Genomic DNA, 11,917 nt, shown 5'->3' with positions numbered 1-11,917 from the left:
CGGGGAGCGAAGAGTTCTCTGCGTCCTCGGGACGCTCTTTTTCTGGTGCCGGGTATTTTAATGCCCGGCCAGCCCCCGACCTGGGAACCCAGAGCCTCGTTTTAGGTTCTCTACGGTGGAGGATTTGATATCTATGTCTGTTGAGCGAAGTGGTGTGGTGACCTTTAAGGGCGGCCCGATGACCCTGGTTGGTCCCGAGCTTTCGGTGGGCGCGACCGCGACCGGCGCGACGCTAATCGGGGCGGGGCTTGCTCCCGTCAACCCCCTCGAAGCGGGAGCCGGGAAGACCAAGCTCTTTATCTTTGTGCCGTCGGTGGATACCAGTGTCTGCTCCCTTGAGGGCAAGAAGTTCAGCGATGCGAGCCAGGCATTCGGCGACGATGTCGCGGTGTTTCTGGTCTCCGCGGACCTGCCGTTTGCCCAGGGCCGCTGGTGCCAGGCGGAGGACGTGAAGAACCTGACCATGCTCTCGGACTACCGTGAGATGGGGCTTGCCAAGAGCTGGGGGCTCTACCTAAAAGAGCTGGGCCTCTACGCCCGCGCCGTCTATGTCGTGGATAAGAACGATACCGTCACCTACGCCGAGATCGTCAGCGAGGTCGCCGCTGAGCCCGACTACGCCGCCGCCGTCGCCGCCGTCCAGGCCGCGTAATGCTTGTCCTCTGGCCCCCGCCAAGCGGGGGCTAGGGGTATGCATGATTTTCCGGGGCCTGAAGGTCCCACCACCCAGAGGGTACCCGGGGCGGCTTCGCCAAGCGGCCCGGGGCCGCGAAGACGCGTTGATTCTCTACGACCCCAACTTGTTCTTCACCTAAGCACTTGCGGGCTTCTCTGATTGGGCAAAAAGATATTTCTGGATATCCCTTGTTTCTATTGAAATCCCATTCCCCTCTTTATCTAGAAATGCGTAGGATTTGATTCCTGAGAAGAATATATCGAGGTTCGCTCGAACCGCGACCAAGTCTTCGCCGCCACACGTTAAGCACTTCCTTCCCGAGACGCGCCCTCTGAGGAACTCTCTAAGAAGCGCAAGCTCGGCTAACCAAGCCCCGCTCACTCCTACCCGACGACTGGTCGCGATACGCCGCTCAAAATCGTCCACGGTGATCCAGCTCTCCGCCTCAACAATTGTCTGACAGGCATTGCAAAACATCGGCTCCACGCTGCACCGAATTGCCTGGTACGTCTCCCGATCCAGGACATAGTAGTAGCGCACCATCGACGAAAACCGAGTCTCTTCCCCATTGGGTAGCGTACAAGAATAGCCAGCCATCTCAGCAACACTCCTTGTTGTCCCCCCGTCGGACGGGGGTTAGGGGGCAAGCTGCTCCCCCGCCACCAGCGCCGCGAGCTTGCCTTGCACGTTGCGCTCTCGGTCCCGGTAGCGCATTAGCACGGCGAGGCTCTTGTGGCGGGAGAAGTCGAGCACTTCCTCGATCCCTATCCCTGCCGCAGTCGCCGCTTTGCATGCCTCGGTGATGGCGGTGTGGCGCAGTCCGTGGGGCCGCGCGGAGACTCCCAGCGCCTCGGCGTACTTGCCGACAATCCGGTGCACACTGCGCCCACTCAGCCGCCCATCTCCCTTCCCACTACGGTCCTGATTCGTAAAGAGCGCCCCCGGCTCGCTCCCGCGCACGGCGAGCCAGTCCAGAAGCGCTTGCCGCGTCGGGGCGGGTAGCTCCAGCGGGGTCTTCTCCAGTCGTCCCTTTCCCAGCACCCAGAGCCGGGTTGTCTCCAGGTCCGCCACGTCCAGCGAGCAGACCTCGGCGCGGCGCAGGCCCAGATCGTAGAGGAGGCGCAGGAGCGCGTGGTCGCGGGGGCTCTGCTCCGCGAGGGCGAGCATCCCTTGGACGGTCTCCCGACCCGGTCCGCGCGTGTCGCGGTAGGCCTCGCTGGCGAGGTTGGTCACCTCCAGCGCCCAAGTGGTCTGTCCCAAGAGGCGTGCCAGCTTGCTCAGCGAGCGCAACGCCGCCAAACGCCGATTAATAGTCGCGGGAGAGAGCTTGCGCTGGCGCAGGTGGGTTCGGTAGGCCAGCGCACGCCGGTTGGCATCCCCGGCGGCGAGCGCCAGTAGGTCCGCGATCGCAGTGGGCGTCTCGCTGCCGCAGAACGCCGCGTAGTCGTCGAGGTCACGGCGGTACGCCGCCATGGTCGTGGGGCTATGGCTTTCTAGAAAGAGGGCGAGGAGCTCACTCCCGTTTGATCCCACCCGTTTTAGACCGCCCCGATGAACCGGGGCGTCTTGCTGTCCTCGTGCCTCGGACACAAAGGGCGCTTCGCGCCCCTCCCGAGCCAGCTCAGGCACCGCGCACCTCGCGGATCACGGCGGCGACCTGGTCACAGACCTGGGCGACCTCGGTCTCGGTGGGAGCCTCGGCCATGACCCGAATCAGTTTCTCGGTGCCGGAGGCGCGCACGAGCAGGCGGCCACGACCCGCGAGGGCCTTTTCGGTCTCGGCAATCGCTGCGGTGATCGCGGGATCGGCCTCCCAGCCATCGCGCTCCCGCACGGCGACATTGACCAGCTTCTGCGGGAGCGTGGTCATGTTGTCGTACCAAGTGGCGAGGTCGCGGCCGGAGTCTTGGACAATCTTGAGGATCTGGAGCGCGGTGAGTAGGCCATCGCCCGCGGGGGAGAGCTCGGGGAAGAGAATGTGCCCGGACTGCTCACCGCCCAGCCGCGCGCGGGTGCTCTCCAGGAGCTCGGCGACATACCGATCCCCCACACTGGCGCGCTCTAGCCGGACTTGGGCGGCTTGCAGCGCCAGCTCCAGGCCCATGTTGCTCATCACGGTCCCTACGACGCTATCCAGCTTCCACCAGAGCGCGCCCGTCAAGAGAATCCGGTCCCCATCGAAGATACGCCCGTGGCGGTCGGCGAGGATCACCCGGTCGGCATCGCCATCGAAGGCAAGGCCCGCATCGGCGCCCTCGGCCTTGGTCCGTGCCGCCAGCTCTTCGGGGTGGGTCGAGCCGCAGCCCTCGTTGATATTGACCCCATCGGGCTCGCAGTGGATCGCGACCACCTCGGCCCCCAGGCGCTCCAGTAGCGGCCTTGCCAAGTAGCTCGCCGCCCCATTGGCACCGTCGATCACCAGCTTGAGCCCCGCGAGCGTCGTCTCTCCCAGAGTGGCGGCCAGAAAGTCGGCGTAGTTGTCCACGGGACCGCTGTTGTGGGTGAGGCGCCCCACTCCGGGACCAGCGGGACGAGAGAATTCATTGGACAGTGCTGCCTGGATCTGCGCCTCGGTGGCATCGGGGAGCTTCTTGCCATCGGGGCCGAAGAACTTGATGCCATTGTCCTGCATCGGGTTGTGGGAGGCCGAGATCACGACACCTGCGCTCGCCCCCGTGGTGCGCGCCACAAACGAGACACCCGGAGTCGGCACCACGCCCAGCGAGAGCACATCGGCGCCTTGGGAGAGGAGCCCGGCGGTGAGTGCCGCCTCCAGCAAGTCGCCCGAGCGCCGCGGGTCCCGCCCGATCACAAAGCGCCCTCCACCAAGGCTCTGGGCCGCCGCCCGCCCGAGTGCCAGGGCAAACTCAGGAGTCAGCTCCGTGTTTGCGATCCCCCGTACTCCATCCGTGCCAAACTTGAGTGCCATTCTTCTCTACTACCCCTTCGGTGGGACCGGTGGATTGGGGGATGCCGTCGGTGTAGGCGGCGGCCCCGTGGCCCCCTCCACACTCAGGGTCAGCTGGACATCCCGAGGTCCCGCAAAAACAGTTCCCGGCGGCGGTGTCAGGGAAACCTTGCGTGTCTCTGCCGTGGCCAGCCCACTCAGGCTCACGGGAACAAGCAACGACGAGAGCTTACTCAGTGTCGTGGGCTCCCCGCGGACGACAATCGTGCTCGGGGCAAACTGGTAGCCGGTCAGCCGCACCCCAGGCGCAGACGAGCCACTCAGCGCGGCGGAGAGCACGAGGGTCTTGGTTGCGGGGGCTTGGCGCAGGAGCAAGGCGACCTCCACACGGGTCGGCTTCAGGTTCACCCGTGAGACCACCTGCTGGTTCTTATCCTGGGCGACCACGGGCACCTCGCGGCGCACCGCGCCACTGGCTCCTGTATTGTCAAGGAGCGCCACTACCCGCTCGACCTGGGCGACATCCGAGGCGAGCCCGGTCACCGTGACCTGTTCGGGTGTTGCCTGTGGCGTCTCGTACTCAAACCCTGGTGGGGGCTGGTTCTCAAAGAGCACCCGCACCGGCACACTGCGCTCGATCCGTGCCTCCAGCTCCACCTCCAGCATGGGCGGAGCCTCGATAGAGACCCGTCCCCGAACCGCCTTGGGAAGCTCGTAGCCCACCGGAAGAGCGTTCTTGCCCGCTGCGGCTCCATTGGCATTGACCCGCACCTGAATCCCCTGCTTGCGCACCAGTTCGAGGTCTTCTGTGGTTCCGGTCAGGGTCACCTGCTCCACACGCGGGGGCACCTTCACGGCAAGATCCGCCGGGACACCAATCACATCGGGCTGAACCGTCATGCTGCTGGTGCGGCTTGGGTTGCGCTGGACACTGGCGATCACAAAGAGAAGGATCGAGAGCACCAGGGAGAGGAGCTTATACTCCCAGTTGCGGCGCAGGAGAGCGATCATGAGGTCGGTGCCTCCGAGCTCGCCTCTTTGTTCTTACGCGTCAGGCTCAGGCGTGGCAGGGCCTTCTTCGCTCCCTTACCAAAGGCAGAGAGGAGCTTCTCGCGCAGGAGCTCGGGCTTGAGCCCCCGGTCCAGCTTGCCCCCGATAGCGATCGAGATCGTCCCCGTCTCCTCCGAGACAATCACCACGACCGCATCCGAGCTCTCCGACGCGCCCATGGCCGCACGGTGGCGCATGTGGACATTGGTGGCGATATTGGGGGCATCCGAGAGCGGAAGCGTGCAGCCCGCCGCCACAAGAAAGCCGTCCCGGACAATCACCGCGCCATCGTGGAGGGCGGTGCCGGAGTAGAAGATCGTGGTCAGGAGCTCGGGGGTGACGGTCGCATTCAGGACGGTCCCCGTGGCGATGACATCGTCGAGGCCGGTCTCACGCGCCATGAGGATGAGCGCGCCGGTCTTACGCGCGGAGAGCAGGGTGGCGGCCGTGACAATCGCCTCGATCGTGCCGGTGATATTCTCCTGGCGCGTGACACTCAGCGGCGCGCCCCAGAAGTCCAGCCGCCCCAAGCGCTCCAGCACCTCCCGCAGCTCGGGGTAGAGCAAGATCACAATCGCCACGGGGCCCAGAGGCGTGATGGACTGCAGGAGCCAGTTGAGGGTTACCAGTCCCAGCCAGTTGGAGAGCAGGACCAGCAGAAAAAAGACCCCAATCCCGATCAGAATCTGCCACGCACGCCGGCCCTTGGCGAGCACGATCAGCCGGTAGAGGATATAGGCAACAACGATAATATCCAGCGCGGCCAACGCGAGCGACTTAAAGTCAATAGAGCGGATGCTGGCAAGCAAGGCAGACATGGGATAGTTACCAGTATACCCGATGAGACCGCCCCCGTTGGAGGGGGGCGTCTTACGTCCTCGTGCCTCGGACACAAAGGGCTTCGCCCATACCTCCCGAGTAAACTCGGTATGGCCGGAGGCCTTCGTGTCGGAGCCCGTGACGACAGATAGACGCCCCCCTCCAACGGGGGCGATCTCTCGGTCATCGGGTAGAATCAGTCCCGTGATCCTCGACCCACGCTACGCTGGCCTCAATGACTTGCTCCGTCGCCCCTTCTCCCAGGAGAGCTGGGGGACGGAGGCGCTGACACTCACCATTGCCTCCGATGGCGAGCCCGTGCTCCCCACCGATGGCCACTGGCGGCCTAGCCACACGAGCCTCTACGGACGGGCCGAGTTCTCGGAGCTGCAGCTGGTTCAGGATAGCTTTGTGGCCCCAGACGGCACCGTCGTGGTCTCGCTCCTGATCCGCAATCCCTCGTCGGAGACGGTCTTTGTGGAGCTGACGCCGCGCTGGAGCGAGAAAAACGGCGAGAGCCCGACCGGCTGGGTGCACCGCTGCACGCCGCCCCTAGACGATCTCCTGATCCACCTGCCACCCGATATGGTGGTCTCCCGGAACTTCACCCTGGGACGCGCGGCCACGGAGGACGATGCCTTTAAGAGCGCGACACGCTGGTTCTTTGAGCCACGCCCCGCCGCCGTGCAAGTGCAGCTTCTGGAGCGGTGGTCGTCGGAGCACCGGCTTCTCTTCGACTGTAGCGACCCCTGGCTCACCCGGCTGGTGGCGCACTGCCAGGCCCTGCGCTGGCGGGGGCTCACGCCGCCGCCCCTCGCGGACGAGAGTGTGCAAGCGTGCTTCGACGCGGGCGATTTCGACGCGCCGCGCGAGAGCTGCCCGGCGTGGGACAGCGCCGTGGTCGAACGGCTGGTGGGGGCACGTCTTGAGGCGGGCACGCTCCACCTGACACCGGATAACTTCCTGGGGCTCTCCAGCTTCTGCCTCCAAGGATTTCACAACACCACCGTTGTGTGGGACGACCCCGCGCACCCTGCCGATGCCTACGACGATGGCGATAAGGGCCTGACAGTCTACGTGGGGCGAGTGCGGGCCTACAACCAGCCCACCCTCGCCCCGTGTGCGGTTCCCCTTACGAGATAGCGACCTCGCCGCCGGTCTCGCTAGACTTGTAGATCGCGTCCATGATCTGGGTCACCATCAGCGCCTGCTCGCCGGTCGCGGCCCCGACCTCGTCGATGGTCATGTCCTCGCGGATCGCCTTGAGGAACATCTCGATCTCCTTGCCGTGCGTGCTGGCGACACTCGGGAGCCAGCCCGTCGTGGTATCGGTGAGGGTGCCGAACTCCTCGCGGTAGAGCTTGTACTTGCCCGCGTTGGCATCGAAGAACGCGCCCGCGCCCGTCCCAAAGAGCTGGGTATCGAAGTGCTCTTCGTCGATATTGGCCAAGAACGACGCTAGCAAGGTCATTGTGCGGCCGTCTTCGAAGCGGACGTAGGCACTTGCAAAGTCCTCGACCGTGTAGGCCTCGGTGTCCCAAGCCCCCCACTCCGCCACGAGGCCGGGGGTCTTGCCCATCTTGCAGACCGCGCTTCCGACAGTCGCGACCGGCTTGGGGTGCCCCATCAGCCAGAGGGTCATGTCGGTGATATGGACCCCGATATCGATCAGCGGCCCGCCGCCATTGAGCTTCTTGTTGATAAAGACGCCCTGCGACGGCACACGGCGCCGGCGGATCGCACGGGCGGCGGCGTGGTAGATCTCGCCAAACTCCCCGGCCTCCACCGCGCGCTTGAGGCTCTGCGCTCCCGGCGAGTAGCGCATGTTAAAGCCGATCTGAAGCTTCTTGCCTGTCTCTTTTTGTGCCGCGATCATCGCCTTGCACTCCTCGGCGTTCATCGCCATGGGCTTCTCACAGAGCACGTGCTTGCCGGCCCGCAGCGCATCGATGGTGATCGGCGCGTGGGCGTAGTTGCCCGTACACACCGAGACCGCGTCGATATCGTCGCGCGCCAAGAGCTCCGTGTGCGTCGCGTAGGTCTCGGGAATCCCGAACTGCCCACTTGCCTGTGCACAGCGCTCCGGCAGGATATCCGCCGCCGCCACCACCTCACACCAGTCCGGGAGCTTCCGGTACCCGCTCGTCAGGTGCGCTCCCCGCGCAATCCCCCCAAACCCAATAATCCCAACCGCAACCTTGCCGTCCTTGGTCATGACAGTCCTCCGCCCTCTCACTTCGGTGCAAGGCGGTGGATTTCCTTCCTCGTTTATGGGGAGTCCCACTGGGTCCAGTCGGTAGCCTCGCCGCGTGCCCAGAGGAGGGCGTAGCGGGGTTGCTCCAGGAGGGGCGCGAGCTTGGCGCGGCGCTCGTCGTCGGCGGGGAGCAGGGGGATGCCGTGCTTGCGGCGCGTGCTCTCCCCCAGCGCCGCCAGAAAGACAATCCGCTCGGGGTCGGCCTCTTGCTCCATCAGTGTCTCGGTCATGTTGAGAAGGGCAGTCGCCCCGTTGACCACGTCGTTGATCGCGACACAGAGCGGGAGCACCTCTTCGTAGAGCCCAAGCTCCGTGTCTAGCTCCCCCAGCTCGTAGCGCAGGGCCGCAAGGGCCATGAGGGTGTAGATCAAGCCCATGACGTTGCCGGTGTCGGTCTGGACACGCCGCGCCTCCTCCAGATACGGCAGGCCCAGGAGCGGCTGCTTGCGGCGCACCTCCAGATTGCCCCGCGCCATGAGCATGGTCGAGAGCCGGTGCGTGTCGCCGGTGGGCCGTAAGAGCAGAAGGGCTTCGTCGTAGAGGCCCCCCGCCCGCTCAAAGTCCCCCGATGCCGAGGCGACCATCCCCACGTTGTAGAGTGCCACCGCGATCCCGACAGGCTCGGCCTGCTCGCGGCGGATCGCCAGCGCCGCCTCTTGCGCCACGAGTGCCCCTGCGTAGTCGCGCTGCCGGACCCGCACGACCCCGAGGCCCCCCAGCGCCCGTGCCCGGCTATCGAGGAGGGCGGGCGCGCTGGAATCGGGGTGGGCCAGCGCCTCGGTGAGCGCGCGCTCCGCCTCCCGCAAGCGCCCCCGCGACTCCCAGAACCGCCAGAGCGCACTGCTGAGCCGTAGCGCCTGCTCCGCATCGGCGTGGGCAAGGGCGGCGGCGAAGTTGTCGAACTCCCTGTCGCTCTGGGCGAGTGCCTGGCCCTGGCGCTCGGTGGCGAGCTCGCTCTCCAGCCCCTCGGCGTGGGCCATAAAAAAGGTCGCGTGACGCCCCAGCGCTGCTTCTTCCTCAGCCACCTCGCTCAAGCGCTCGGCGGCGAACTCCCGGAGTGCCTCGGGCAGCGCAAAGCGCGGCGTCTCCCCGAGGGTCTGGCGAACTAGCGAGCGCTCACTGAGCCGCAGCACGGCCTCCTCGACCTGTTTTTCCTCGGCGACAGCCGCAATCGCCGCGAGGGTCGCGCCCCCACGGAAGACCGCGAGGAGCCGAAAGAGCCGCTGGAGCTCGGGCGAGAGCAGCGTGTAGCTACTGTGCGCCACGGCCCAGAGCGAGTCGTGCCGCCCCGCACGCCCCCGCCGCGCGGGGAGCGCCAGCCGCGACGCCTGCACCCGCTCCGAGAGCTGGCTCGGGGTCAGGACACCCGTCCACGAGGCTGCCAGCTCGATAGCAAGCGGCACGCCCTCCAGGGTCTGCACCAGCTCGGCGAGCGCTCCGGCGTTGCGCAGGGTGAGCTGAAAGTCCCCGCGGCAGGCCTGTGCCCGGTCCACAAAGAGCGCGATACTCGGGACACTCGCCAGGCTGGCGAGCTCGGCATCCGAGTTCGGCAGCGGTAGCGCGGCCAGGGGCAGGAGCCGCTCCCCCGGAAACCCGACCCGCTGGCGTGAGGTGATCAGCAGGCGTAGCGGGGGAAGGGCCGTTCGCAGGGAGAGCACAAAGGCCTTGAGCGCCGCGCCCGTCAGGTGCTCCGTGTTGTCCAGCACGAGCAAGGGGGCACTCTCCGCCTCCAGTGCCGCCGTGATGCCCTCAGCGCGTACATCGAGCAGGCGTGCCAGGCGCTCGGGCAGCTCGCTTGTGTCGTGGACATCGGCCAGCGCTACAAAGACACTGGTCCCCTCCCACCCAAGCGCAAGCTCCGTGGCGAGACGTGTCTTGCCACTGCCTCCCGCGCCGGTCAGGGTCACAGGAACGCCGGCGAGCAGGAGCTCCTGAAGCTGCGCCCGCTCCGCCTCACGCCCAAAGAAGCGGTCCAGCGACGGCGGCACGCCGAGGCGTTTGTGGGTGCGGGAGAGTGGCGCAACGGGCGGAGGAGCTGCGCCGGGCTCCCCCAGCCCGACACGCTCCAGGCGCGCGGTCAGGGCCTCGGAGGCCGTGATCGCCCAGTCGTCGTAGAAATCGGGGAGGAGTGGCCCCAGCGCGAGGCGCTCGGCCCGTGCTCGGTCGCCCGCCTTGAGCGCCGCCTCCAGCTCGGCCACATCGGTCTGAATCGCCGAGGGATGGAGCCCCGCATGGGTCCTCGTCGCCAGCACGACACTGCCCGCCCGCAGCTCCGGCGGCTCTAGCTGGCGGCGTAGTGATGTCAGCGCGGCGCGGAGGCTCTGCTGCCCCTGCGGCAAGGGGTCGTCGGGCCAGAACAGGTCGATCAGCCGCTCGCGGGAGTGCTGGCCCGGAAAGAGGGCGAAGTAGGCCAGCAAGCCCGCGGTCTTACGGCTCCGAAAGTGCGTCACGGGGGGAAACCCATCCCGCTCTAGCGCCAGCCCCCCCAGTAAACGAACTCTCCAGAGCATCTCTAGGCCCGATTGTACCGGCGGCGGATGAGGAGAGCCAGTGGCGCGAGGGAAATAAGCGCGAGTGTGGAGGGCTCCGGAGCGGAGGTTCCACCGGCTAGGGGGCCTCGGAAGATTGCCGTGGCACCCGTGGGCGTGTAGGTGACGTCCCAGAGGTAGCCTGGCGAGACAATCCGCTCCCAGCTGCCATTGAGATTGGGAGCGGAGAAGAACAGGAAGCCCTGGCCTACATCGGGGAGGAAGCCGCCTGACAGTGCGATCTCCAGCGTCCCTCCCAGGGTTGCGGTTCCCCCAAAACTAAAGGTGTCAAAGGAGCTTCCCCCGCCGATATTGAGCAGGAGCGTTCCCCCACTGCCCTGTGCGTAGCCCCCGGTCGCCGAGAACGCCCCGATCCCGCCGCCACTGCCCCCGCTGCCCAGGCCACCGGAGAGAGTCCCGCCACCATTGCTAATGCCCCCCAGGATGCTCCCCGTGCTGTAGAGGTAGCCCCCACCGCTCAGGGTGTAGATCCCCGATGGGTTCGTCCACTGGATCGTCCCCGCATTAGAGACACCACCGCCGCTCTGGGTGTAGTCTCTATCGAAAGTCGCGATCTCCGGGGTGTCGATCTCAACCGTTGCGCCCCCGAAGCGGCGCAATGCGTAGGTATCGGACTGACCGAGGTTGTTGAAGGCATTGAGCAGGAGCGGACCGTCGGCGAAGTTCTTGTCGATTGCGATCGCGCTGGAGCTGGTGTAGCCGCTCGGGAGATAGCCGTGTAGGTTGGTCCCTGCGCCCGTCGCGTTGTCCCACAGCACCGCGCGGTTGCTCCCCGCCTGCTGCGCCGTCCCGACCGTCTGGTTTGCCCCCACCATCACGGTGCTCGCCCCGGTCAGTGAGCCGATCGTCCCCAGGTTGCGCGTCGTCCCACTGGCGATCTCATAGACCGCCACCGCGCCAGTCGCCGTGCTGGTCCCCACGATATAGTTGCCGCTCATGCCGCGCACCGACGAGAGCCCAGTGCTGAGGTTGGTGATATTGCCGGTCGGGAGGTCAAGAAAGCCAAAGCCCGTTCCCGTCAGGTTCACTAGCACATTCGTGCCACTGATATCCAGGATCTGGCGCGGAAACGACGAGAACAGTGGCCCCCAGGTGAAGCTATACTGCTGCCCTGTCGCGAGGTTGAACGCCGTTGACGAGTAGGTGTTGTAGGGCCCGATAGCGATGCTTCGCACATCCGTGTTGGTAAAGGCCCAGCCCTCGCGGAGATTTGGGACCGTGCTGGTGTAGGTCTGGGAGTTGTTCGCCGAGGCGGAGATTCCGAGGCTGACTGTCTGGTTGGTGACCAGGTTCTTCGCTGTGTAGGTCCGGTTGCTGGTGACCTGGATCACGCTAAAGTCAAACTGGCTCTGGATCACCCAGTCGCCGCTGATCTGCTGGTAGGCACTATTGACGGGGCTCTCGGGAAAAGTGGGCGTGCCGACACGGATGTCCCAGAGCATGGCGTCCTCACGGTTGCGGGTGCTCGATGAGCCAAACGTGCCGACCGCCCGGTTGCCACTCACGGAGCTGACGGCTTGGGGAAAGCTGGGCGTGCTGAGCCGACGCGCGATGTACTGTGCCTGTGCTGCGCCGACAGAGAGAGTCAGCGCGAGGGCGAGAGAGCTAAAACGAGAAAGAGTTCGCATGCCCGCTATGCTACGGGGCTTGCGTGAACACAG

Annotated in this window: 10 protein-coding genes; 2 read left to right on the top strand and 8 right to left on the bottom strand. The window is 65.9% G+C overall.

Going from position 1 to position 11,917, the window contains the following annotated elements; translation table 11 throughout:
* Window positions 1-133: 133 nt before the first annotated feature.
* Window positions 134-652, top strand: coding sequence for a thiol peroxidase (tpx, locus tag HNQ39_RS17190; RefSeq protein ID WP_184199079.1), 519 nt, complete (start codon window positions 134-136; stop codon window positions 650-652).
* Between the two features lie 159 nt (window positions 653-811).
* Here the strand turns inward: tpx and HNQ39_RS17185 are convergent, their stop codons facing one another.
* From HNQ39_RS17185 to cdaA, 5 genes are all read right to left on the bottom strand, one after another.
* Window positions 812-1,219, bottom strand: coding sequence for a hypothetical protein (locus HNQ39_RS17185; RefSeq protein WP_184199076.1), 408 nt, complete (start codon window positions 1,217-1,219; stop codon window positions 812-814).
* 93 nt (window positions 1,220-1,312) lie between these two features.
* Complete coding sequence (locus tag HNQ39_RS17180; protein WP_184199073.1) at window positions 1,313-2,305, bottom strand: tyrosine-type recombinase/integrase; 993 nt, start codon at window positions 2,303-2,305, stop codon at window positions 1,313-1,315.
* On the bottom strand, window positions 2,298-3,605 hold the full coding sequence (glmM, locus tag HNQ39_RS17175) for a phosphoglucosamine mutase (protein WP_184199070.1): 1,308 nt from the start codon (window positions 3,603-3,605) through the stop codon (window positions 2,298-2,300). Before glmM ends, HNQ39_RS17180 begins: the two co-directional genes overlap by 8 nt.
* A 9-nt stretch (window positions 3,606-3,614) precedes the next feature.
* Window positions 3,615-4,595: a CdaR family protein gene (locus tag HNQ39_RS17170; protein WP_184199067.1), complete on the bottom strand. Its 981-nt coding sequence runs from the start codon at window positions 4,593-4,595 to the stop codon at window positions 3,615-3,617.
* The gene (gene cdaA / locus HNQ39_RS17165; protein ID WP_184199064.1) at window positions 4,592-5,452 is read right to left on the bottom strand and encodes a diadenylate cyclase CdaA; all 861 of its coding nucleotides are present in this window, start codon (window positions 5,450-5,452) and stop codon (window positions 4,592-4,594) included. Before cdaA ends, HNQ39_RS17170 begins: the two co-directional genes overlap by 4 nt.
* Window positions 5,453-5,657: 205 nt before the next feature.
* Here cdaA and HNQ39_RS17160 point away from each other — a divergent pair, with 205 nt between their 5' ends.
* Complete coding sequence (locus tag HNQ39_RS17160) at window positions 5,658-6,596, top strand: hypothetical protein (protein WP_184199060.1); 939 nt, start codon at window positions 5,658-5,660, stop codon at window positions 6,594-6,596.
* Here HNQ39_RS17160 and HNQ39_RS17155 read toward each other — a convergent pair.
* The 3 genes from HNQ39_RS17155 to HNQ39_RS17145 are packed head-to-tail and all read right to left on the bottom strand — an operon-like array spanning window position 6,586 to window position 11,884.
* Window positions 6,586-7,668, bottom strand: coding sequence for a Gfo/Idh/MocA family protein (locus HNQ39_RS17155; RefSeq protein WP_184199058.1), 1,083 nt, complete (start codon window positions 7,666-7,668; stop codon window positions 6,586-6,588). The genes HNQ39_RS17160 and HNQ39_RS17155 overlap by 11 nt on opposite strands.
* Before the next feature lie 53 nt (window positions 7,669-7,721).
* Window positions 7,722-10,217: an ATP-binding protein gene (locus HNQ39_RS17150; RefSeq protein ID WP_184199054.1), complete on the bottom strand. Its 2,496-nt coding sequence runs from the start codon at window positions 10,215-10,217 to the stop codon at window positions 7,722-7,724.
* 2 nt (window positions 10,218-10,219) lie between these two features.
* Window positions 10,220-11,884, bottom strand: a complete 1,665-nt coding sequence (locus HNQ39_RS17145) for a PEP-CTERM sorting domain-containing protein (protein ID WP_184199052.1) — start codon at window positions 11,882-11,884, stop codon at window positions 10,220-10,222.
* Window positions 11,885-11,917: the final 33 nt, after the last annotated feature.

This window comes from Armatimonas rosea, from assembly GCF_014202505.1.
In the GTDB taxonomy this organism is placed as follows: domain Bacteria; phylum Armatimonadota; class Armatimonadia; order Armatimonadales; family Armatimonadaceae; genus Armatimonas; species Armatimonas rosea.
The sequence above is the reverse complement of the archived record's forward strand: the minus strand, read 5'-3'. Positions and strand labels throughout refer to the sequence as shown.

What these genes read in the sequence shown, in the direction of transcription:
- tpx (WP_184199079.1), top strand. Translation starts at nt 134, where the DNA reads ATGTCTGTTGAGCGAAGTGGTGTGGTGACCTTTAAGGGCGGCCCGATG.
- HNQ39_RS17185 (WP_184199076.1), bottom strand. Translation starts at nt 1,219, where the DNA reads ATGGTGCGCTACTACTATGTCCTGGATCGGGAGACGTACCAGGCAATT.
- glmM (WP_184199070.1), bottom strand. Translation starts at nt 3,605, where the DNA reads ATGGCACTCAAGTTTGGCACGGATGGAGTACGGGGGATCGCAAACACG.
- HNQ39_RS17170 (WP_184199067.1), bottom strand. Translation starts at nt 4,595, where the DNA reads ATGATCGCTCTCCTGCGCCGCAACTGGGAGTATAAGCTCCTCTCCCTG.
- cdaA (WP_184199064.1), bottom strand. Translation starts at nt 5,452, where the DNA reads ATGTCTGCCTTGCTTGCCAGCATCCGCTCTATTGACTTTAAGTCGCTC.
- HNQ39_RS17155 (WP_184199058.1), bottom strand. Translation starts at nt 7,668, where the DNA reads ATGACCAAGGACGGCAAGGTTGCGGTTGGGATTATTGGGTTTGGGGGG.
- HNQ39_RS17150 (WP_184199054.1), bottom strand. Translation starts at nt 10,217, where the DNA reads ATGCTCTGGAGAGTTCGTTTACTGGGGGGGCTGGCGCTAGAGCGGGAT.
- HNQ39_RS17145 (WP_184199052.1), bottom strand. Translation starts at nt 11,884, where the DNA reads ATGCGAACTCTTTCTCGTTTTAGCTCTCTCGCCCTCGCGCTGACTCTC.